The organism is Heyndrickxia acidicola, from assembly GCF_001636425.1.
Taxonomy (GTDB): Bacteria; Bacillota; Bacilli; order Bacillales; family Bacillaceae_C; genus Bacillus_AE; species Bacillus_AE acidicola.
Genome location: NZ_KV440953.1, coordinates 2,472,878 through 2,496,254, shown reverse-complemented (window position 1 = coordinate 2,496,254; position 23,377 = coordinate 2,472,878). Strand labels below are relative to the sequence as shown.

At 39.7% G+C, this 23,377-nt stretch carries 20 protein-coding genes; 12 read left to right on the top strand and 8 right to left on the bottom strand.

Going from position 1 to position 23,377, the window contains the following annotated elements:
• Nucleotides 1–420 precede the first annotated feature (420 nt).
• The 4 genes from A5N88_RS11680 to A5N88_RS11665 all read left to right on the top strand — a co-directional run bounded on the left by A5N88_RS11680 (nt 421) and on the right by A5N88_RS11665 (nt 7,996).
• On the top strand, nt 421–4,095 hold the full coding sequence (locus A5N88_RS11680; RefSeq protein WP_066266185.1) for an alpha-amylase family glycosyl hydrolase: 3,675 nt from the start codon (nt 421–423) through the stop codon (nt 4,093–4,095).
• A 161-nt stretch (nt 4,096–4,256) separates the two neighbouring features.
• The gene (locus A5N88_RS11675) at nt 4,257–5,219 is read left to right on the top strand and encodes a bile acid:sodium symporter family protein (RefSeq protein WP_066266183.1); all 963 of its coding nucleotides are present in this window, start codon (nt 4,257–4,259) and stop codon (nt 5,217–5,219) included.
• A gap of 410 nt (nt 5,220–5,629) precedes the next feature.
• On the top strand, nt 5,630–7,162 hold the full coding sequence (locus tag A5N88_RS11670; protein ID WP_066266181.1) for a PAS domain S-box protein: 1,533 nt from the start codon (nt 5,630–5,632) through the stop codon (nt 7,160–7,162).
• A gap of 60 nt (nt 7,163–7,222) precedes the next feature.
• Nucleotides 7,223–7,996 carry a TatD family hydrolase gene (locus A5N88_RS11665; protein WP_066266173.1) on the top strand — a complete coding sequence of 258 codons (774 nt, stop codon included), beginning with the start codon at nt 7,223–7,225 and terminating at the stop codon, nt 7,994–7,996.
• 575 nt (nt 7,997–8,571) lie between these two features.
• Here A5N88_RS11665 and A5N88_RS11655 read toward each other — a convergent pair.
• The gene (locus A5N88_RS11655) at nt 8,572–10,026 is read right to left on the bottom strand and encodes an MFS transporter (RefSeq protein ID WP_066266165.1); all 1,455 of its coding nucleotides are present in this window, start codon (nt 10,024–10,026) and stop codon (nt 8,572–8,574) included.
• A gap of 125 nt (nt 10,027–10,151) precedes the next feature.
• Here A5N88_RS11655 and A5N88_RS11650 point away from each other — a divergent pair, with 125 nt between their 5' ends.
• From A5N88_RS11650 to A5N88_RS25540, 5 genes are all read left to right on the top strand, one after another.
• Nucleotides 10,152–10,565: a MarR family winged helix-turn-helix transcriptional regulator gene (locus tag A5N88_RS11650; protein ID WP_066266163.1), complete on the top strand. Its 414-nt coding sequence runs from the start codon at nt 10,152–10,154 to the stop codon at nt 10,563–10,565.
• 216 nt (nt 10,566–10,781) lie between these two features.
• Nucleotides 10,782–12,164: a purine-cytosine permease family protein gene (locus A5N88_RS11645; RefSeq protein WP_066266156.1), complete on the top strand. Its 1,383-nt coding sequence runs from the start codon at nt 10,782–10,784 to the stop codon at nt 12,162–12,164.
• A 267-nt stretch (nt 12,165–12,431) separates the two neighbouring features.
• Nucleotides 12,432–12,596 carry a hypothetical protein gene (locus tag A5N88_RS24915; RefSeq protein ID WP_157090664.1) on the top strand — a complete coding sequence of 55 codons (165 nt, stop codon included), beginning with the start codon at nt 12,432–12,434 and terminating at the stop codon, nt 12,594–12,596.
• 473 nt (nt 12,597–13,069) lie between these two features.
• A complete protein-coding gene (gene xylB, locus A5N88_RS11640; protein WP_066266154.1) occupies nt 13,070–14,551 on the top strand; it encodes a xylulokinase in 1,482 nt (493 codons plus the stop codon).
• Between the two features lie 64 nt (nt 14,552–14,615).
• Nucleotides 14,616–14,774, top strand: a complete 159-nt coding sequence (locus A5N88_RS25540) for a hypothetical protein (RefSeq protein ID WP_198160250.1) — start codon at nt 14,616–14,618, stop codon at nt 14,772–14,774.
• A 104-nt stretch (nt 14,775–14,878) separates the two neighbouring features.
• Here A5N88_RS25540 and A5N88_RS11635 read toward each other — a convergent pair whose 3' ends face one another.
• Nucleotides 14,879–15,595: an SDR family oxidoreductase gene (locus A5N88_RS11635; RefSeq protein WP_066266151.1), complete on the bottom strand. Its 717-nt coding sequence runs from the start codon at nt 15,593–15,595 to the stop codon at nt 14,879–14,881.
• Nucleotides 15,596–16,028: 433 nt separating this feature from the next.
• Here A5N88_RS11635 and A5N88_RS11630 point away from each other — a divergent pair, with 433 nt between their 5' ends.
• Together A5N88_RS11630 and A5N88_RS11625 are read left to right on the top strand one after the other, a co-directional pair.
• Nucleotides 16,029–16,799, top strand: coding sequence for an alpha/beta hydrolase (locus tag A5N88_RS11630; RefSeq protein ID WP_066266149.1), 771 nt, complete (start codon nt 16,029–16,031; stop codon nt 16,797–16,799).
• 63 nt (nt 16,800–16,862) lie between these two features.
• Nucleotides 16,863–17,645 carry an alpha/beta hydrolase gene (locus A5N88_RS11625; protein WP_066266145.1) on the top strand — a complete coding sequence of 261 codons (783 nt, stop codon included), beginning with the start codon at nt 16,863–16,865 and terminating at the stop codon, nt 17,643–17,645.
• Between the two features lie 94 nt (nt 17,646–17,739).
• Here A5N88_RS11625 and A5N88_RS11620 read toward each other — a convergent pair whose 3' ends face one another.
• From A5N88_RS11620 to A5N88_RS11600, 5 genes are all read right to left on the bottom strand, one after another.
• Nucleotides 17,740–18,279 carry an NAD(P)H-dependent oxidoreductase gene (locus A5N88_RS11620; protein WP_066266141.1) on the bottom strand — a complete coding sequence of 180 codons (540 nt, stop codon included), beginning with the start codon at nt 18,277–18,279 and terminating at the stop codon, nt 17,740–17,742.
• A 152-nt stretch (nt 18,280–18,431) separates the two neighbouring features.
• Nucleotides 18,432–19,079, bottom strand: coding sequence for an SDR family oxidoreductase (locus tag A5N88_RS11615; RefSeq protein ID WP_066266138.1), 648 nt, complete (start codon nt 19,077–19,079; stop codon nt 18,432–18,434).
• Nucleotides 19,080–19,132: 53 nt separating this feature from the next.
• Complete coding sequence (locus A5N88_RS11610) at nt 19,133–19,564, bottom strand: MarR family winged helix-turn-helix transcriptional regulator (RefSeq protein ID WP_066270467.1); 432 nt, start codon at nt 19,562–19,564, stop codon at nt 19,133–19,135.
• A 212-nt stretch (nt 19,565–19,776) separates the two neighbouring features.
• A complete protein-coding gene (locus A5N88_RS11605; protein WP_066266134.1) occupies nt 19,777–20,517 on the bottom strand; it encodes an acetoacetate decarboxylase in 741 nt (246 codons plus the stop codon).
• Nucleotides 20,518–20,681: 164 nt separating this feature from the next.
• Complete coding sequence (locus A5N88_RS11600; RefSeq protein ID WP_066266133.1) at nt 20,682–21,566, bottom strand: LysR family transcriptional regulator; 885 nt, start codon at nt 21,564–21,566, stop codon at nt 20,682–20,684.
• 148 nt (nt 21,567–21,714) lie between these two features.
• On the opposite strand from A5N88_RS11600, the gene A5N88_RS11595 reads away from it, so the two are divergent.
• Nucleotides 21,715–22,479, top strand: a complete 765-nt coding sequence (locus A5N88_RS11595) for a 3-hydroxybutyrate dehydrogenase (RefSeq protein ID WP_066266128.1) — start codon at nt 21,715–21,717, stop codon at nt 22,477–22,479.
• A gap of 161 nt (nt 22,480–22,640) precedes the next feature.
• Here A5N88_RS11595 and A5N88_RS26395 read toward each other — a convergent pair whose 3' ends face one another.
• Nucleotides 22,641–22,781 (bottom strand): TetR-like C-terminal domain-containing protein, encoded by a 141-nt coding sequence (locus A5N88_RS26395; protein ID WP_198160349.1) that lies wholly within the window; start codon nt 22,779–22,781, stop codon nt 22,641–22,643.
• Nucleotides 22,782–23,377 lie beyond the last annotated feature (596 nt).

Here is a 23,377-nt window from a genome sequence, read left to right as displayed (position 1 = left end):
TTTTTTAAGCAATAGATGAAGATTGCGAAAAGAACCTAGTAATTTAACCAAACAATAAGAGAAATACCCTCTGTTTTTGATCGTTGTATTTTTACCAAGCAGAAGGTATTTCTTTTTTCTATTAATCTATAAAAAAACGCTTGATTGAAAGTTCTAAAAATTGATGCTAAAATTAAGCGACACAATATGAAACCGCTTACTAATGTCATTGATTTGTGCAAACGTTTTCTTAATTCGTTTATTTAAAGGAGAGTGATTGCTGAAAAATAGGTTTCTTTATTGATAGTGAAAGAGTTATGGGCTTCATTGATTTGTGCAAACGTTTTCGCAATGAAATGAAAGAAAAAGGAGTCAGTACTGGCCATTCACTGCTCTGTTTGATATTTTTTAAAAAAACGTGTTTTAAGAGGAGGATTTTCGTTGGGGAACGCTAAAAGAATAGTAAGGTGGTTAATGGTTTGCTTGCTTATTATAAGCCTTGTTCCTTATTTTGGAATGAAAGAAAGGGCGGATACAATGCTTAGTGCCAGTACGACAGTAAATGCGGACCGGTCTGTTGTTTTCCATTATCAAGGGGACAGCTCAGTGAATTCCGTGAATTTAGCTGGGGATATGAATGGATGGAGCGTAACGGCATCACCCATGACAAAGGATGCTAACAATCTATGGAGTGTAACAACACCTCCAGTAGCTCCTGGAAAGCATGAATACAAATTCGTGATAAATGGTTCAAATTGGACGGTTGATCCGGGAAATCCGAATCAATCAGCAGGCGGGAATTCGCTTGTATTTGTTCCTGGATTCTACTCTGTCAGTGTTCCCAGCCAAATACAACAAGGAGGCACGGTGAATGTCCAGGCTGTCGGATTAAAGGCAGATGGCAGCGATGAGAATCTGACCGGAGTTAGCTGGAGTGTTTCGCCAAGCAATGCAGCGGACATTGATGAAAATGGTGTATTAACGGCTAAGGCTCTACCTGCAGGAGTAGATCATTTGTCCATTACCATTACAGGACAGAAAGATGGAGTCACAGTCACAAAGGATGCAACAATCGTACAAGCCCTTACAGAACAGCCCGGGGGGAAGGAAGTCGTTCTGGTGGGGGATATTCAGGCTGCGGTCGGAGCGAATGCCTGGGCTCCTGACGATACAAGGACAAGAATGTTGTACCAAGGCAATGGCCTGTATAAAATTACGCTAAAAAATGTTCCTGCAGGGAACTATCAGTACAAGGTAGCATTAGGTGGTTCATGGGCAGAAAATTATGGGGCGAATGCAGCTCGTGATGGAGCGAATATTGCTTTGTCAGTACCAAAATCTGAGGATGTAACCTTTTATTATTCTGATACGACTCATAATATTGTGGACACCACTACGTATACTGTAGCGGCTCCGGTTTTAACAGGTACTGGTGTTCCGGTAAACGCGGTTCTTGAAGATTATAATTTAACCGGAGTCTACAGCTATACCGTTACATTGCCAGCGGGAGACTATAACGATTTTGTTATAAGCGATGGCAGCAAAACGATTAAGGTCAATCCCTTTAAAATTACGGATGCCTCCAAGGAAGTCACGATAAGCTATGATGCTGTGACAGGAATTGTATTTAATAATTTATCTTCCCAAAAGATTGATGGTTCCAGCTTATTTTTCAATTCCAAGGATGCAGCCTTTAAGAGTATTTATGGAGCCATTGCTTCTAATAAAAAGGTCACTTTTAATCTGCAGGCAAAAAAGAACGATGTAACAGAAGCAAAGCTCATTGTATTATCCGGTAATGGAGCCCAGGTTCTTGATATGCATAAGAATGGTACGTTTGCTCCTGACAAAAAGGGTCAATACGACAGGTGGACGGTTGATTATAAAACAGGTGCCATCGGACTATACCAGTATTACTTTGCCGTAACCAATGGATCGGACGTAAAAGCATATGGGGATGACGATGGCTATTACGGTCCGGGCATGGCAGGAGATATTGGAAAAGTCGGCAAGTATGACATGACAGTCTATGATCAAAGCTTTAAGACCCCGGATTGGATGAAGAATGCTATTATTTATCAAATTTTCCCTGACCGCTTTTTCAACGGGGATACAGGCAACGATTATGCAGATAAACTGGCAAGAGGTACGACTCCTTTTGAATTTATTAGAAAATGGAACTCAATACCGGAAGATCCAAATATAGAATATGAGAGAGATGCGAATGGCAACATTGTAAAGGATTCCAATGGGAATCCGATTATTGACCCGAACTACAAGGCCAATGTAGGCGATGGCATTTGGAATAATGATGTGTTTGGAGGAGACTTGAAAGGAATAGAGGATAAGCTATCCTATTTAAAAGCATTAGGTGTGAATGCTTTGTATCTTAATCCAATTTCCGAAGCCAGCTCCAACCACCGTTATGATACAAGGGAATATCAGGTGGTGGATCCTATGCTTGGCCATATGGATGACTTTATGAATCTTGTAAAAGTGGCACATAAGCTGGGCATGCATTTAATTTTGGATGGCGTATTTAACCATGTATCGGATGACTCCATCTACTTTGATCGTTATGGAAAGTATGTGCAAAAAGGCAAACCGATTGGTGCCTATCAATATTGGTCAAGAGTGTACGACCTGATGAATGCAAATAGCGGGATGTCGCAGCAGGCTGCCGAAAATAAAGTGCAGTCGAATCTGAAAGCTATGGGAATTACTGATTTCCATTATAAAGACTGGTTCATTATTCAAAACTCGAAGGACGCTTCCGGCGTGTACAAATACAATGGATGGAATGGTGATAGCAGCTTACCCGAAATTCAAGCTTTGAATAACTCGGAGCATAATGTTTCTTCATGGGCGAAGGATGTGATCGACGGCCCGAATGCTGATTCAAAATACTGGTTAAAAAAAGGTACAGACGGCTGGAGGCTGGATGCGGCAGACAGTGTATCGGATGACACCTGGCAGCATCTTAGACCGGCTGTGAAAGGGTTGGATTCCAATGACGTAATCATCGGGGAAATTTGGGGTGACTCCTCCAAATATCTTCTTGGAAATATGTTCGATTCTGTAATGAACTACAGGTTCAGAGGAGCCGTACAAGAGTTTGTTACAGGTACTGGCGATGCAGTTAAAGCCATGAATGATCTGGAAAAAATGAGAGAACAATATCCAAAACAGGCATTTGATGCACTGATGAATATAGTGGATTCGCATGACACTGAAAGAATCATTTCAGATCTTGATGGAATTGGTAACGATAAAGCTGTAGCATCAAATCCTTCTGCAGCTGCTCTTGCGAAAATGAAACTGGTACCGCTTATTCAAATGACTTATCCGGGAGCACCGACCATTTATTATGGAGATGAGCTTGGAATGCCGGGTGCGGGGGACCCTGATGACAGACGCCCGATGGAATGGGGAAAAGGAAACCAGGACTTAGTCCAATGGTATGCGAAGCTTGCGAATATAAGAAGTGCTTATTCTGTCCTTCGAACCGGAGACATCTCTCCTCTTCAGGTTGACAGCAGCCATTCAAAAGACGTACTAGCTTACACAAGAGACAGCGGCTCTAGCCATGCGGTTATTGCAGTCAACAGAGCAGCGGCTTCAATTAAGGGCCTTACACTTCAGGTTTCTTCAAATTTAAACGGTACAATTTTTACAAATGCTTTAAATAAAGCAGAGAAATATAAAGTCCAAAATGGTTCAATTACGGTGAATGTGCCGGCACAATCAGGAGTCATACTTGTCAATAAGTATACTTCTGTTAATATTAATAAAGAAAAATTAAAGGATGCATATGATTCTAAATATATTGTAAAGGACCGTACAGCTACAACAGGAATCACTCTTGATCCGGCTGTCACGCTAACGGTTGGGAAAACGGCTGTGCTAAAAGCCATTGTGTCACCAAAGAATGCAACCTTGCGGACAGTGACATGGTCTTCCAGTAACGAGCATGTTGCTAAGGTAGATGCAAAAGGTAAAGTGTTTGCTATAGGGGCAGGGATAGCTGTGATTACTGCTACGACAGTAGATGGCGGATTTTCAGCGACAAGCAAGATAACAGCAGTAAAAGCAAAAACATCCCATAAACATTACTAGCAAATTAACAGAGTGTAATAGTAACAAATATTAGAGCATATTTTGGCCAGTGGTCAATATATGCTCTTTTTCACATATAACTCAATTGAATTATTTAATTATTGAGAAATTTATATATTGTAGTAAAATTATATTTATTTCATAAAAAACAGGAGGCTATTATGAAAACAATAGAGAAAATCAGTCGTTTTGCAGGCACGACATTTACTTTTTGGGTGATTCTAGTAGCGGTTTTAGCTTATTTGGTACCCTCCGACTTTAAATGGATTGGGGCGTATGTCGTTCCATTATTAGGAATAGTGATGTTCGGAATGGGACTGACCCTCTCCGCTTCAGATTTCAAAGAGGTGTTTCGAAGGCCGAAAGAGGTCGCTATTGGGGTAGTCGGACACTTTGTTATCATGCCATTATTGGCCTTTTTATTAGCAGTAGGTCTTCATTTGCCAAAAGAAGTAGCGGTAGGCGTTATATTGGTAGGCTGTTGTCCTAGCGGGACATCGTCCAATGTAATGGTATTTTTGGGAAGGGGAAATGTGGCGTTAGCCGTTTCAATTGCTTCCGTTTCAACCATCCTCGCGCCGATTGTCACGCCGTTACTCATTTTATTATTTGCGAGTAAATGGGTCCATGTCAGTGTGGAGTCTCTATTCTTATCTATCGTTCAAGTCATTATTGTTCCCTTATGCCTTGGGTTTTTAATAAAGAAACTCTTCGGGAGACAGGCTTCAGCTGGTACGAAGGCGATGCCGCTGGTATCGGTTATAGCGATTGTGATGATTGTCTCGGGAGTAGTTGCAGGCAGCCAGCCTCAGATCGCCAAAACTGGACTGCTAATATTTGCTGTGGTTGTTTTACATAATATTTTTGGTTATTGTCTTGGCTTTTTCTTTTCACGCCTGTTCGGAATGGATTTGGCTAAGCAGAAAGCAGTTGCGTTGGAAGTAGGTATGCAAAATTCAGGTTTGGGAGTAGCGATTGCCTCCGCAAGTTTTTCCCCCCTGGCAGCTGTCCCAAGTGCAATTTTCAGTGTGTGGCACAACATATCAGGCTCCATTCTAGCTTTTATATTTAGTAAAGTGGATGATAAGAAAGGCAGCCAGAAAGATGAAAAGGTGGCTGTATAAATAAGATGCTATGGAAAATGTCCCGTATGATAATGCTGGTTGAGAAGAAGCTGTTGGGGGGAGTCCCAGCAGCTTTTCTCTGTTGTTAGGATTTGTTAATGGTTGTTTTCACATAGATTGTTGCTTTTCGCAAAAGTGTTAAATCTTAATAAGTGAGGAATCGTGGCATCTTTTCGTCTTCCGTCACTTTGTTTTCAAGCCTGAACAATGTGTATCCTAGATTCATTTATACAAATAGCAACAAAGCTTACGAAAAGAGCCTTGTTAAAAAACGAGCAGTTATGGAGACATATGTCTTAAAGAATTCATTCTCATTTTTTAGGGGAACTATAAAATATTTCCATGATTTTAATGCTAAAATTTCCACTATAATAGAGATAATTAGAAAATGCAGAAGTCGGTGAGATACTTTGGAAGACGGAAAGTCTGAATATAATCCAACAAACATCAAGCTGCTTGATGAAATGGAGGAGTTAAAGCAAGAAAATGAAAAGCTTATATTACAGCTGAATGCTTACCAGGAAAAAATTAAAAATTATACAAAAAGCGAGAAAAAGTTCGAACAGCTGTTTAATAATATTTCAGATGCAGTCTATTATTTGAAACTTGACGATGACGGGAATGCAGGTGAGTTTATTGAAGTAAATGAGGTTGCATACAGAAGGCTGGGCTATACTCGGGAAGAAATGCTGCGAATGTTTCCTTCTCATATAGATATTCATGAAAAGGAAGAGCTTAGGGATATTCTTAAGCGTATAAACAGCAATGAATCGATTACTTTTGAAACGATGCATATTTGTAAGGATGGAAGCCGTATACCTGTCGAAATAAAGACTCATATCCTTAGAGTCGATGGAGAAAAGTTTACACTTTCAGTTTGCAGGGATATTTCGGAAAGAAAACAGGCTGAAAGAGTCATTCAGAATACTAGAAAGCAGTATCAGAGATTAGTTGAATCCTCAACGAATGGGATTGCCATTTTACAGGATGAACGATGGGTTTTTATAAACGAAGCGGGAAAGAAATTATTTGGGGCTGAAACAAAGGAACAGCTTTTGGGGAAAAGTGTTGATGATATGCTTCTGCCAGAGTTTCATGATGATTATAGGAGGCTGGCCATAAAAGCATGCGAGCAGACTAGATTTATCAGTGTTTGGAAAACTCTTGATGGCAGAGAAATACATACTGAAATGGTTTTAATCCCTATTATTTATAAAGGGAAGCTCGCAGACCAACTCATTATCCAGGATTTGACGGAACGCAAAAAAGCGGAGGAACTTTTGATTCAAGCAGAAAAGATGAACCTCGTCAGTCAGCTCGCTGCTGGAATCGCTCATGAAATCCGGAATCCTTTAACCTCGTTAAAGGGGTTTGTCCAGCTATTTCACTCTGGAACGGTGCCTAACAGGCAATTCCTGAAAATCATGAAAAGCGAATTAGATAGAATTGATGTTATTTCCAGTGAGTTCCTGGCACTTGCTAAGCCTTATAATTCAGATTTTACCACTATAAATATGCAAGACCTATTGGAAAATGCAGTTGCACTCCTAGACCGTCAAGCATCCAAGAGTTCTGTAAAGATCGTAACAAGGCTGGCAAAGGAAAGAATGATGGTGAGAGGGATAAATACAGATCTGAAAAAAGTATTTATAAATCTTATAAAGAATGCCATTGAGGCCTCCTCCTGCGGTGGAACAGTTACCATCAAAGGTGGAAATAAGGATGAAGCAGTAAGAATTTCTATTCAGGATAAAGGGATAGGGATGGCTGAGGAGCAGTTAACGCATTTGGGTGACCCCTTTTTTACCACTAAAGAAACAGGTACAGGGCTAGGGCTTATGGTTACTTATAAAATTATTGATAACCACCATGGTGATGTAAGGGTAAAAAGCAAGGTGAATGAAGGCACTACTTTTACCGTCATACTGCCTGCTGCAAATTAAGGTAAGAGCCGCTAGAAAATTAAGCATTTACCAAAGTAAAATAAGGGGAAGTTGAAAAGAATGAGATTGATTGATGCACATATACATCTAGACCACTATACAGATCAGGATGCTGCAGGCATAATAGAGAACTCTCCATTTATTGATGCCCTTATTTCTGTGTCATGGGACCTGCACTCGTGTAAAAAAAACTTCGAATTATCCCAAAGATACAATAAGGTTAAGCCTGCATTTGGTTTTCACCCAGAGCAGGAGCTGCCTTCCCCCTTGCAAGTGGAACTGCTGCTGGTTTGGATTGCTGAGCATCATAAAGATATGGCGGCAGTTGGAGAGATTGGCCTTCCCTATTACCTAAGAGAGCAACAGAAGGTTACTAAGCGGCAATATGATGAATACCTTCACATACTCGAGATGTTCATTAAATCAGCAAAACAGTGGGATAAACCGGTTGTCCTTCATGCAGTCTACGAGGATGCTCCAATTGTATGTGAACTTTTGGAAAAACACTCAGTAAAAAAAGCCCATTTCCATTGGTTTAAAGGAGATAAAAAAACGATAACCAGAATGATACATAATGGATATTATATTTCAGTTACACCAGATGTTGTTTATGAAGAAGAAATCCAGCAATTAGTTCACGCCTATCCGTTAGAACAAATCATGGTCGAAACAGACGGGCCATGGCCATTTGAAGGGCCCTTTCATGGGAGAATGACTCACCCCGCTATGATGGAAGAATCCCTTAAAATAATTGCAAAATTAAAAGATATACCGGTGGAAGTAGTGGCAAAAACTGTGCTGGATACGACAAAGCTTTTTTACCAAATAGATTAAGCAAATTTTTTATAAGGTCTTTATTAGAGGCTGTTTTCGCATAGATTGTTGCTATACGTATAAAGGATTATTCCGTATGTTGTATGTCTTCATGGCATCTTTTTGTGTGCTATTCACAAGTTTTACTACTGGAAATATATTAAAATGATATTTTTTTATCCAAATAACAACAAAGTAAACGAATAGAGCCTTATTAAAAGAAAAACGTCTGCAGCGGACGCGAAAAGTCCTTCATGAGGGTGATGAAGGACTTTTGAGTGTGCGATGTCTCGTCAACCCAGCAGGTTAGCCAGAACGCAGCTTAAATCTAAGTACAATCCTACATTTAATTTAACTCAAAGGTTGATTGGAGAGGAAGGTGCGAGACTCCTGCGGGATCAACAGGCCATAGGAAGACCCCGCAGGAGCTTGCAACGAGGAGGCTTCCGGCCGCGCCCGCGGAAAGCGAGTACCTATAGCGGAGATCAACCCAGCATGACCAACAGAGCACAGTCAATATCGATAATAGGTGGAAATATATATAAGAAGCCCAAATCACAAGCGGTTATGGGCTTCTTTCTTGTTTTAGTTTTAGACTAAGAAGGAACAGAATTTTTCTTATATAAGCGCCATCCTGTTAATAAAGCGGATACCAGACAAATGGAAGCAGATCCAATAAACACAACATGCATTCCTGCCAGGAAAATATCAGGACGATGCGGAATCATGCTTGTTACACGATGGCCAGCCTTTTGGCTCATTACACTGAACAGGGTGGTAGTGGCTAATGAAATTCCCACTATCATCCCAATATTGCGCACCAGCGAATTGACACTTCCGGCAATCCCTAACTTTGTACGAGGGACAGTAGACATCACCAGCGAATTATTAGGGGATTGAAACAGCCCGCTGCCTAAGCCAAGCATGGCTACTAAGACTCCTACAAAGATGACCGGGCTCCCGTTGTGAAGAGTAGCCAGTCCGATTTGGGCCATGACCATGACCAGCAAACCTAAAAATGTCAGAAGCTCCGATCCAATCCGGTCTGATAATGCGCCGCTAAGCGGGGCAGTAACTGCCATCGTAATCGGAAAGAGCATTAATAAGCAACCGGAGCTAAGCGGAGAAAGCTGTAAAATATTTTCCGAATAAAAGGGTGAAATGATATTAAAACAGAAATTTGCTACAAATACTAAAAACCCGCACAAAATGCTTACTGTAAACAAGGGGTTTTTAAATAAGGGCAGATGGAGCATCGGTTCAGCTTTATGCCTCTCAACCAAAAGGAAGATGAGAAAAGCAATGAGGGCAAGGGCGAAACTGCTTATAATCAATGGGTTGGAATAACCTGTCTGCTGTCCTAAAAGAAGACCGGAAAAAAGCGAAATAACAAATACCGCAAATAGTAAACTCCCCTGAATGTCGATTTTTGTTTTAAGCATAGTTAAATCTTTAGGGAGCAGCTTCCATCCTAAAACTATGGCTATTATGCCAATGGGAACATTAACCCAAAAAATATATTGCCACCCTAGAGCAGAGACAATGCCCCCTCCTAGACTCGGCCCGGCAATACTTCCAAGAGAAACGAATGTTCCAATGAGCCCCAAAGCTTTTCCGCGCTCTCGGGAAGGAAAGATATCGGTAACAATTCCCTGACTATTAGCCATGGTCATGGATGCGCCTAGTGCTTGGATAACACGGAAGATAACCAGCATGGAAAGCGAGGAACTAAAGCCGCTTAGCAGCGAACCGACAATAAAAATGAGAGTCCCTATTCTAAAGACTTTAATTTTTCCCAGGATGTCACCAAGCTTTCCGAAAAAAAGAATAATGGTACAGATGGCAATTAAATAGCTGCTGACGATCCATTCTGCTTTCGCAATTGGCAGGCTCAAATCCTTAGATATGACAGGCAGGGCAATATTGACAATACTGCCGTCCAGCGTTGACATAAAGACAAATAAGTTCAAAATAATAAGAATTTTCCAGCGGTTTTTTTGGATATTTTCATCCTCTTGATACGTTAGTCCAATCGAGCTCAAGCTGAACACCTCAGTCCGTTAAGTTAGTTGCGAATGCAACTATTTGATAATAATAGTGTAATGAACAATTGTTGCAGATGCAACTAATTTAAGCTAGAATTTTTTTTAGAACACTTTCTTAAGGGAGATCGAACATGGAAAAAGAACCAATCGGAAAATGGATATCGCTTATCAGCCGTCAGAATCAAAAAAATCTAGTAAAGGAACTGAAGCCCTTTCAAATTGGAGGAGGCGGACAGCATAGTTTTTTAAAAGCGATTTTTGCGCAGCCTGGAATCAATCAGGATCAATTAACACAGGATTTAAAATTCGATAAGGCTACAACAGCTCGCGCAGTCAAGCACTTAGAGGAAGCAGGTTATATCAAAAGATTGATTGATGAGAAGGACCGGCGCTCATACCGCCTGTATCCTACCCAAAAGGGACTTGAATTCCGTCCCATTCTCCAGGCTATTTTAGATAGAGCCAATGAACACTTAATAAGAGGATTAACGGAAGAAGAAAAGAATCAGCTCATTTTTTTGCTCAAAAAAATGAAAACAGAATAAAAGAAGGGACCAGTAGAGCTGGGGGTTTTTGAAAACGTAATTTTAAGATAATTCGGTCAATAATTGTTTAAATGAGTGTACTGTAGATGGTAAGATATACATAAGTTTCAGAAAATTGTTTTAAGCCTGATTAAAGGTAAGTGCTTTTAAAGTAATCAAAAATGAAAGCGCTTGCTCGTAGCCGGGTGAACATTTTACAATGAGGAGGGATGCTTGATGAATATTGAAAAACGCACAATCGATTTTATTCCCGAAGAAGAAAGGCATGGCAATGTTCGCAGTTTGTTTACCATTTGGTTTAGCGCGAATATGCAGATTACTACACTTGTCACAGGGGCTCTTGCTATTGAGTTCGGTTTGAGCCCATTCTGGGGCATTGTTGCGGTTATTGCAGGGAATCTTCTTGGTGCTATTTTTATGGCCTCGCACTCGGTTCAGGGACCCAAACTGGGAATCCCTCAGATGATCCAAAGCCGTGCCCAATTTGGTGTGGTAGGCGCTGTACTTCCGCTTTGTGTAGTGATCCTTATGTATATTGGATTTTTTGCAAGCAGCGGAGTTCTAGGTGCCCAGGCCATTAGCAGCGCTTTTTCCATCCCGGTAAATGGGGGCATTGTCCTGTTGAGTATCATAGCACTTGTCATTACCCTTTTTGGCTATGATTTGATCCACAAAATGGAGAAATATTTTGCTATTATATTTGCCGTCGTGTTTGTTTTTGTAACAATAGAAGCGCTTCGTCTTCCTATGCCAGCACATCTTTGGTCTCCGGGGCATTTTACACCGGGCACATTTTTATTAATGGTCAGTATTGCAGCTACATGGCAATTAACCTATGCACCATATGTAGCGGATTATTCTCGATATCTCCCAAGTAATACTCCATCATTAAAAACATTTGCGTATACATATGCAGGTACAGCGATCGGAACGATTTGGATGATGACCCTAGGCATTATTCTGACTGCCCTTATCCCTAAATTCTTAAGCAATTCCAGCCTGGGCCTTGCCAATCTGATTGGTCTTCATTTCTCGGTGATTATGTATTTGGTCATCGTTCTGGGCGTTTTAGCAGTCAATGTGCTTAATCTATACGGGGCATTTATGTCCATTACTACAACATTGGAAGCATTTACGAAGCTAAAGGCAACGACAAAGGTTCGATTCTGGCTTGTTTTAACTGCTGCCATTATTGGCACTGTCTTATCAATCTGGGGTAATGGCAACTTCCTTAACAATTTTGAGAATTTCATTCTGCTGCTTTCGTATTTTATGGTGCCCTGGACAGCCATTAACTTAATAGACTACTATCTTTTGCGGCAGGGTGAATACAGTGTTTGGGATGTATTTAATCCAAATGGGCAATACGGAACATTTAATTGGATAGCCATCTTTGCTTATTTGGTTTCGGTTGTACTTGAAATTCCCTTTGTAAATACAACCATTTATGTAGGGCCTGTCTCAAAAGCACTGGGCGGTACGGACATTGCATGGATTACAGGGCTGGTTATTCCTCTTATTCTTTACTATTATCCTATGAAAAAAAGAGTGAAGGCTGATTTGCCTATTCAAGAAGTAGTGAGGAAGGAAGTTCGTTAGGAATTAAAGGTGTTTGCAGGAGTTTCTGATGGCTGAAGCATAAATCAATCAGCAAAAAGGCATGGTGTGCCCACTTTTCAGCTCAATCCCATGTAGATATACAATCAACATTGACTGAAGCATTTGTTGAATCAATGAATAAAACAGGTCTGTCCACTGGGCAGATTTTTTAATTTATTAAACAATTCATAAACATACTCTTAATAATAGGTGGTTATATTTAGTAAAGAAGGGTATAAAGGGATCCAATATTAAGGGGGTATATGAATGAGAGACATTTTAAACATAGGGGACAGATCCTGCCCAGTTTGCGGACAGGAAACTTTGATTGAGGAAGGTTTATCCACTTGGATTTGTCTTAATCCAGACTGTAAAGAGGAATATAGTTATGAAGAGCTTGATGCTGACACAGAAATTGAGTTTGGAGATTGAAACGGATATAAGTTTTAAGAAGAGCTGCTATTAAACCAGCAGCTTTTTTTGTTACTTAGGAAATTATGAACTGCTAAACCTGTGGATATTTTTCTTGTCTAGCTTCAGCGCCTATCGGCTATCGGATTTTTATGTCCGCTCACTAAGATAAGTCAACATTAGCTCGTGAATAACCTTGCTGTGTTTCCTTTATCTCAGCTGAAGACTCGGAATCCGTACGCCAATGAGCAAGGCGCTAGCTCTTTTCTTGTGTGCATGTAAGATTACAGAGAATATACAGTCCTTTGTGATCGCTCCAGTCGTTTAAGTAGTATAACTAAATTTTAACATATTTTATTTTTTGAAAGGTGAATAGTCCTCTGGTAAAGAGGAGAGATTAATTTTTCCCTGTGACGTTCCATTCTTCCATGTAATCAATTTATAATTGAAGAAAAGAAAGTCATACAAAACGTAAAATTGGCAGGGAGAAGAAGATGAATTATTTAATTGGAATTGACTTAGGAACATCGAGTGTAAAAGCTATTTTGATGGACAGAGAGGGGAATATTCTCTCACAGGCACAGAAATCATACCAAATTGATGTTCCTGAAATAGGGTACGCAGAGCAATCACCTGAGCTTTGGTGGTCATCTACAAAAAATGTACTTAAAAAAATACTGGAACAAAACATCGATCCCTCACGGATAGGCGGCATTGGCTTTTCTGGACAAATGCACGGGCTGGTCATGGTGGGTAAGAGGGGAGAGAGTGTCAGACCAGCAATCATCTGGTCTGATCAGCGTTCAAAATCCCAAGTAGAAAGAATTAATCGTCTAATTCAAGAAGAAAAAGCAGCTGGTAAAATGCTAAACTCCGTTTCAACCGGCTTTGCTGTTGCTTCTTTACTATGGGTAAAAGAAAATGAGCCGGAAAGCTATGGTAAAACGGATAAAGTTCTCCTGCCAAAGGACTATATTCGCTTTCGTTTAACAGGAAAACTGGCCGTAGAAGCGACCGATGCCTCCAGCACACTTGCCTTTAATGTGGCAGAAAGGAAATGGGCGGAATGTTTAATCGATACATTAGATTTAAAAAAGGAATTATTTCCTCCATGTTTTGAACCGTTTGATATTGCGGGAGAGGTGACGGAGCGTGCTGCCAGAGAAACCGGACTGCCAGAAGGAATACCGGTTGTGTTTGGAGGCGGTGATCAGTTTATGCACGCAGTAGGAAATGGACTTGTGTATCCGGGAATGGTTTCCTCAAACATTGGTACAGGCGGACAAATTGCTGCAATGACGGATCAGCCTTTATATGATTCAAAACTTCGGACCAATACATTTTGCCATGTTAAACCGAATACATGGAATATACAAGGGTCAAGTTTAAATAGCGGACTGTCCTTGGAATGGCTCAAAACAAATATTTTGAAAGAAAAGGACTTTGGAACAATGGAGGCAATGGCAGCAGGTGTGCCTCCTGGTAGTGACGGACTGATTTTTTTGCCGTATTTGACAGGTGAAAGGACGCCACACTTAAATCCTAATGCAAAAGGAATTTTCTTTGGGCTAGCTTTTGGCCATCGAAGTGAGCATCTGGTCAGAGCGGTGATGGAGGGCGTTGCTTTTTCACTAAAGGATTCACTTGAAATCATGGAGTCTCTCGGGATAAAAGCAGATAAAGTGATGGCATCCGGAGGCGGTGCAAAGAGCAGGCTTTGGCTTCAAATTCAGGCAGATGTCTACAACAAGCCTATTTATACAACCAAAACAAGGGAAGAAGCCAGTTTAGGAGCGGCCATTACGGCAGGTGTCGGCATCGGTTTGTATCCATCTGTGGAAGAGGCCTGTGAAAAGGTGATTCACACCCATGCAGAAATCATAGAGCCAATTAAAAAAAATAGCAGCTTGTATGCCGAGCGCTATGAGGTATTTAAAGAGCTGTACAGGAGAAATAAAGATCTCTTCCTATTATGAAATGCTTTTTAAGTGAAACAATATGTGAAAAATGGTCATCCTAAAGGCAAAAGGAGGAGATATGATGGATAAAGCACCAAAAGATGAATCCAATGAAGGGCTGAACCAGCTTTTTGAAATCATCAATGCTAAAGGTGACGAAGGCGGGCTTAGAGAAATTGTCAGCAGGAGCAGTGAAAAAAATAATCACAAAAAACAAGAAAATCGGGAAAATAAGTATTAACTATTGAGAGGGATTTTAAAAGTAATGTAATTTTAGGATTCCAATAAAAAACAGGACTGCCATAAAAGTTAGCGGGCGGTCCTGTTTTGTTTTCAATAGGTGGGTTATATCAAATGGGCTCCGCCATCGATCAGGACGGTAGTCCCCGTTGTAAAACCGTTTTTCGCCAGGTATACGTATGTGGCAGCAATATCCTCCGGCTGTGCGACTCGACCAACAGGTAATTGCTGACTCATAGAGTTATACATTTTATTGCGCTGTTCTGCAGGCATTCCTGAATAGATCGGGGTATCCACGATACCTGGTGAAACAACGTTTACCCGAATTGGAGCAAGGTCGACTGAAAGCCCGCGGACTAATCCATCAACGGCTGAATTTATGGCTGCCAAAGTGCTGGCACCCCGCGGCGGCCGTAAACCATAGACGCCGGAAGTTAACGTGATGGAGCTTTTGTTATTTAAGTATGGCAGGGCAGACTTGACTGTGATATATTGACCCCAGAATTTGCTGTCAAAGGCCTCTCTTACAGCGGCAACAGGAAGTTCACTAAAGTGCCCCATTGCACCTTCACCTGCGGTAACAACTAGGTGGTCAAATTCACCAACCTTACTAAAGAAGTTTTTGGCTCCTTCTTCACTCCGAAAGTCAATTTCATACCCTTCCACATCAGAGCCTATTTCAGCTTTTGCTTTCGTTAACTTCTCAGATGAACGGCTGGCAATAATGACATGAGACGATTCTTTCACAAAGGCCTTTGCAGCAGCCAGGCCGATTCCTGATGTTCCCCCTAAAACCACCACACGCTTTCCTTCTAATGACATAAACCAAACCTCCTTGAAATAAATACTTTTAGCCTTTCCTTCTGTGTAGAATATGTTACTTGAGGAAAATACATTTCGCACGTAATATGCTTAAAGCGCTTATTAACCATCTTGGCGACTCAGGAGTACCTATACGAAGTATTAAAATAATCATTTTGTCAAACTTTTCTAAAAATTAAAAGTGAAAAGCGATAATAGTGCTAGCTTTTATCAGTTCAGCCTTTGTTGAGTTTATTAACTTCGTGTTGGAGAAGGAATTTTTATATATGACGAAGAATGAGTTTAGGAAAAGAAAGATTGGCAGATGGAATAGAAAGCCAATTTATTAAAATAAGCCAGAATATCTGCAGCAGAATATCGAAGCGTACAAACCAAAATGGATCTTATCCTAAAAAGGGGCAGATACCTTAATAAATAGGGAGGCCATCAAATTTTGTTGGACATTTTTTCAATAAACATCTCTGCATTTCAAGAAGAAAGGCGTATTAGAGTCTACTTGCCTAAAAACTATGATAAGCGAGACAAAAGATATCCCGTTTTGTATATGCATGATGGACAAAATGTTTTCAGGGATGAGTGGGCGGTTGGAGGCGTGTCTTTGGGCTTGGAAGATTATTTGAATGATAATGAAGTAGAGGTTATAGTGGCTGCCATCGATCAAAATAGCAAGGAACGGATAAATGAGTATTGTCCATGGGTGAATGGCAAACATAGTGAAAAAATATTGGGTTACAGGAGCTCAGCTGGAGGAAAAGGAAAACTATATATTGACTTTATCGTGAATGAATTGAAGCCGTACATAGATTCCACTTATAGAACCATTACAGATTGTACAGCCATATCGGGTATCTCTTTGGGAGGATTAATTTCAACCTATGCGGCGTGTGTGTATCCTGATATCTTTAAACATGTTGCAGTCTTGTCTTCTGCTTTTTGGCGCAATCAGGAGGATATTGAAAAGTTTGTAATAGAATCAGATTTATCAGGGATTCAAAGCTTTTATATGGATTGCGGAGACAGAGAAGGAAAAGGAGAATTCATTCATAAAGAATTTTTAGCATCTAACGAAGCGGTGGCTGATGTTTTGGCTGAAAAGCTCCCTAATAGAATCTTTAAAGTGGTTTACGGAGCAGAACACCATTATCAATTTTTTAGAGAGAGGGTACCTCATTTATTCAGATTCCTGGATTCTTTAGATGCCTAAATGCATTCGTTTTTAGTCCGATAGATTTATGGAAGTAAAAATAATAATAAAGTAGGGATATATATGGCTTTTATCAAGTGTGAATTTTTTTCAGAGGTATTGGAGTTAAGTACCTCAATGACTGTGCTTTTGCCTCAGCAAACGAGAACACAAATTGGGATGCAAAATAAAGCAGCAGGAGATAAGCATCCGACATTATATCTTTTGCATGGATTGAGTGATGATGATTCCATTTGGACAAGACGGACATCTATTGAGAGATATGCTGCCCCGCTTGGATTAGCGGTTATTATGCCTCAGGTTCATCGAAGTTTTTACACTGATATGAAATATGGAAATAAATATTGGACATTTTTAACAGAGGAACTGCCGTTTCTTGCAAGGTCCTTTTTTCCGCTGTCCGATGCAAGAGAGGATAACTTTGTTGCAGGGCTTTCCATGGGGGGATACGGAGCTTTTAAATGGGCATTAAATCATCCTGACAAGTTTAGTGCTGCGGCGAGCTTATCAGGGGTAACGGATATTGTGAGTCTCATGAAAACCCCGGAAAGGGAGGCAACCTTCCATTTAGTGTACGGAGATGACGATATAGCTGGAACAGAAAATGATCTATTTAGTATGGTAGAAAAAACACATAGGAATGAACAAAAGCCTTTATTATATCAATGCTGTGGTACAGAGGATTTTCTATATGAGGATAATCTCCGTTTTAAAACAATGTGTGAAAAAACAGAGTACGATTTGACCTCGAATTTCGGTCCTGGTGAACATGAGTGGGGCTATTGGGATAAAACGATACAGGATGTATTATCCTGGCTGCCATTAAGGAATAAAGCAGAGCTTTAATAGTGAGGGGAATACAAAAATACAGCCATACAAAAGGGGATGGCTGTATTTTTGTTTAGTATAATTGTGAGGCAGGTTTGGCCTGCTGGATTCTTTAACGCACTGTTCGCAGGTTTGGATTTGTTATATAGGCAACAAGTGCTTCTTTGCTCTCTTGTAGTTTTTCTTCGGTAAGAGTCATCATACCCTGTAAGAGAAAAGAAGGAAGGAAATGCATGCCGCAAAGGTTCGCTGTCGCTTGGAATGGGCGCGTCAACTCACTTATAGAATAATGATTATAGCCTCCAGCCTGATAAACCTCAGCTGGACCGCCAGTTGAAATAGCCAGCATCAGCTCTTTTCCATGCAATTTATTCCCCTCTGACCCATAGGCAAAACCATATGTTAATACAGCATCCTGCCATTCTTTTAATAAAGCAGGAGAGCTGTACCAATAGAAAGGAAATTGGAATATAATGCGGTCGTGCTCTAGTAATAACTGCTGTTCTTTCTCTACATCTATTTTAAAATTAGGGTAGTGGGCATATAAATCATGGACAGTAACATCTTCTTCTTCCTGGAGACGCTGCATCCATGCTTTATTTACCTTCGATTCTCCAAGGTTTGGGTGCGCTGCAATAACTAACGTTTTCATTTTATTATCACCTTTCTATCCTTTGTTTCTTTTTATTGATGATGAGTTTAACAAAATTATAAGCTCTGTTAATCTTACTGATGATTTCCGCTTAATCAATATGCGTGTAAAATCAACATTGATCTTTAACAGGGCAAAATTATAAGAAAAGCTTATTCACATTCAAAAATAAACTCAATCTCTTCTTGTTTTTCATACATATGATAAAAGGCTTCGGCAACATAATGGGACGAAAAATAGGTATCCTCTTGAACAAACCCTTTAATCGTCAATGTTCCCACATAAATGCCTTTCTCGCTTAATTCCTGATGAAGGCAGTATGCAAGAGAGCGCAGCCCCGCTTTACCGATGGATAATGAAACAAGATCTCCGTAAGGATAGAGGGCCATTCCTCCGCCTGTCAGCAGGATGCTGCCTTTATTCATATGCGGCAGGACTTCTTTTACACTTGTAAGTGCACCTGCAACACTGACTGAAAAATCCTGGACCAAGTCTTGAGCTGTTAATTCCGTTGGTTTTCCCGATTTTGCTGAAGCAGCATTGTAAACAAGAACGTCCACCTGCCCAAATGTTTGTATAACAGACTTAATCGCGGATTTTAAGGATACATCTGAGGATGCATCTCCAGGAAATCCTTTCGCTTCGATTCCTTCACGATGAAGGTCTTTTTCATATTGTTGTAATGCTTTTAAACTGCGGGCAATTAGGGCTACCTTAAATCCTTCTCTGCCAAATTTTTGGGCAGTGCTCAAACTGATTCCTGGTCCTGCCCCTACAATAAGCAGAATCTTTTCTGACATTATGAACCTCCATGGTGTATTGTTTGTATATGCAAATGAAGATGATGATAGCATTACAGTTCTTTTTCCAGCTTGCTGCTTGCTTCAGAAAGCATTTTGCTTAATTCCAAACTGAATTCCCTGCCTAGTATTTGAGAGTAGCCTGAAAATAATTCCTTTAAAGAATCTCGAAATTGTTTGTTGACTGCTTCTCCATCTGTAGTTAAAGAAATCATTGTTTCTTTCCCATTAGTTTTTCTGATTGCAAGCTTCAATTTTTCAAGCTTATCAATAAATCGTGTACTTGTTGAAGGAGCAATCGAAAGTCTTTGGCATAGTTCCTTTTGAGTTATATTTGGGTGAAAATGAATGGTCATAATCATATACAAATAGGAAGGAGCAAGACCATCTATATCGAACGTTTTTTCTGCTAATTTGGTCATATTGCGTGCAAAACGGCTTGCAGTAAAATATAAACAATGAATGAGCAATTGTTCTTCTTCCATCAATTAATTCAGTCCTTTTATTCATTTGCGTATACAAATTAACATGAAAATAAAATGGAGTCAATCTTGAGTGACAAAATAAGAGTGAGAAAAAATTAGAAGTGATTAACATAGATACCTAACGGAGAGCCTAAAATATTTTTAATCAAATGAAAAAAGTCTATTACCTGAAAGAAGGTCTTAATCTTTCAAGTAATAAACCTTTTGCTGATTTATTTTTCATTAAGATAATTATAAACTGGAACTGCCGCTGAAAGGGTAAGATCCGTTAAAATGTGGGAGGCATGTACTACCTCTAGCACAGGAAGGTCCGCCATTGGAGCAAGTGCATGCTCGAATAATTGCAAACGGGCTGGGGCAGTCCAAGCGCCATGAATGGTCAAATCCGTAATCTGGGTTTGAACGAGTTCGCATACCTTAGGGGTTCCATCGAAATTTGGTACAATTTTAAGCATAAAGGTAGGCTTCGTGATTTCTTCTCGTGCTTTTTCAATATCAAGTGGATAATGCTTGTATCCCATCGTAGCGGTTGCTACACGCAGGCTTCCATAATCCAGTGTTCCGACCAATGTGTCAGAATCGATAAATAACCGGGGAGCTCCAAGTTTTTTTGGATAAGCACTAGCTTCACGTCCCCCAGCAATGGCAGGGTGATTATCTACATACATGGAATGTAAATATTCTCCTTCTACACCATTGAATTTAACCGGTATCACTTGGCCTGACTCTGTATAACAGCCTAGTCCGGTCACATCCGGCATATACATTATCTCAAATTTTACCAGTGGCTCTTCAATTTCAAGCGGTTCAGGAACTATCCGCCTTAAGGCATCTAAGTCTGTACGATACACAATGTTGAGGTATTCTCGGTTGTGAAATTTATAAGGTCCTGGGGGAAAAGCAGGCCCGCCTAATGGAGTAGTGATTTGTCTTCGGACATCTTTTTTCAGCATAATGTTTTGTTCATCCTTTCATATTATCGTTCTTTATCTACTCTACATCTATTGATCTTAGAGGTTAAATATATATAGAGAATGAAATTTATTCGTAATAGTTATAAATAGGGAAACATAAAGGTCAGCTGCAGCTGACCTCTTTAGTAAAATTATAAATTTGTTTAATTTTGAAATGTATTGCGGAAGAAATGAATAAATTCTTTGCTCACATAGGATAAATACTTATTTTTACGCCATATTAAGGCCAGATTCCAGGGAATGCCGGGATTCACAATGGATACAGCTTTGATCCGCTTTGAATCAAGTTTCTCACAGAGAGTGTCCGGGAAGATGGCTACTCCAAGCCTGTTTGCAACCATTTCACTAATAAAATCCCATTGTGAGCTTTCAAAAGAGATGGTTGGCTCAAATCCAGACTGTATGCAGGCCTCGGAAATTCTGTCATGTAAAGCAAAGTCTTCACGCATCAGTATAAAGGATTCATTCTTTAAATCAACAAGGGAAACCTGATTTAAATTTGCCAGAGGATGCTCTGGATGAACAATTAACTTTAACTCACGGGACGCAAAGGGGTATATCTCGAATAAACTTTCATCTACCGGTAAGAGAGCAACTCCAACATCCACAATACCTTCCTCTACGAATTTTTCTATTTTTTTTGCTCCTTTTTCAACCAGTTCCACTTCAATTTTGGGATATAACATTTGAAAATCACTTACTAACTTAGGAAAAAAAAGCGAACCTATGACAGGTGGAATTCCAATTTTAATGCTTCCTTTTTTTATTTCCATTACATCAGAAAGGTCAGAGGATAAATTACGAATAAGTTTCATGATCTCCTTTGCCTGTACAATAACCACTTTGCCTGCATCCGTAAGCTCCATTTTTTTTGTGGTACGATCAAACAAGACTGTACCTAATTCATCCTCAAGATTTTTTACCATTTTGCTAAGACTTGGCTGGCTAATATTTAGTTGTTCAGCAGCTTTTGAAAAGCTCATTTGTGCAGCGACTTCTATAAAATAACCAAGCTGACGAATATCCACTAAGAAGATCTCCCCTCAGTTTTTTATTTATAATTAATATGCATTAATTATATTCCTTCTATGTATTTTACTAATAAAACACCGAGCAGTACAATTAGAAATGATAAAAAAATGACCTTTCTAAGAACATGCTAAGGAGGAATAAGAAATGACTGAACACAAAGAGAGAACGGTAATTGTAACAGGTGCAGCTCGAGGAATTGGGTATGCTATTGCAGAAGCTTTTATTAAGAATGGCGATTTTGTTGCGATTGGTGATTTGAATCTTGAACAAGCCGTTGAAAGTGCAAAAAATTTAGGCAGCCAAGCAAAAGGCTATGAGGTGGATGTGGCGGATGATGAATCGGTTAAGCGATTTATTGATCAGGTGATAACTGACCGGGGAACCATCGATGTTCTTGTAAATAACGCAGGGCTTCAGCATATTGACAAGGTGGAGGATTTTCCTGTGGCAAAATGGAGACAGTTAATAGACATCATGTTAACGGGACCTTTCCTCTTAACCAAGTATATTGTTCCTTTTATGAAGAAACAGCAGTATGGAAGAATTATTAATATCTCCTCTGTTCATGGTAAAATGGCTTCTCCATTTAAATCAGCCTATGTTTCTGCGAAGCATGGGGTTGTCGGCCTAACACGTACGGTAGCCATTGAAACGGCAAACGATGGAATTACTGTGAATGCGATTATGCCGGGTGCAGTAAAAACAGAATTAGTGATGAAACAACTGGCTTCCTTAGCGAAAGAAGATGGAATATCAGAGAATGAAGCCCTTCATAAACATATTTTAGATCGACAGCATTTAAAAAGATTTGTTGAACCATCTGAAATTGCGGCGGCAGCTATTTACCTTGCATCCGATGGCGCAGCGGCTGTAACAGGAGAAACCCTTAGCGTATCGGGTGGTATGTAGCTTAAAGTGTTTAAGAATGTGTAAACTCTAATATTTTGACAATGATCAGTGAATGCTTAGAGGACGTCCCAAAGTAACTTTGTTTGGAACGTTTTTTTTCTGCAGTTTTAAATTTAGAAATGGATAATATCAGTCAGTCATGTTTTAAGGCTATTAAATGATCAAGGATTCCTATGTTGTTTTAATAATTGATAAGGACCTTGCGCATTCATTTGAATCATCTGTTCAGCCAGAGAAGAAGGGGAGCATGGCATATCATTTTCTAACCACCAAACGATTACCCCAATATAAGCAGCAGAAATATAACTAACTAACTAACTAACATCTCTTTTTTGACAGGAAGTTTATCTTCTTTCACGTCCGCTTCTGAAATGATGTGATCATCAAAATCAATCTTTTAAAAATTGAATGAAGTTTAGGATGCCTTTTTTTATTAACATTACGCAAGAGAAAAAGAAGTGCCTGAAGCGGAAATCAACAAACAAGAATAACAGAGCCTTTATTTAAAACAATTCATTTATAAAAAAAAGGAATAAATTATATTATTTTTATGTATTTTACGAATGAAAATTAATGAGTTACATTTGAAGTGTGAGCGGAATCCAGTAGAGAGCTGCTCCCCAATATGCTGTAACGTAGATTATAACTAAAACTACTGATTTTATTAGGCTCTTTTTGTAACCTTTGTTTCTATTTATGCTAAAAACTTCTTAAACAAAAGGTTCAAGCTGTATACTTTTGTTCAATGAACGAAAAGATGCCGCGACGACAAACGAATATGGATTAGTATCTCTACGAAAAACAACAATCTATGCTAAAACAGTCTTTATTAAGAGAGCTACTAACATATAAAAAAAGATCGGTACAAACCAATCTTAGACAAATTTATGGAAAGTGG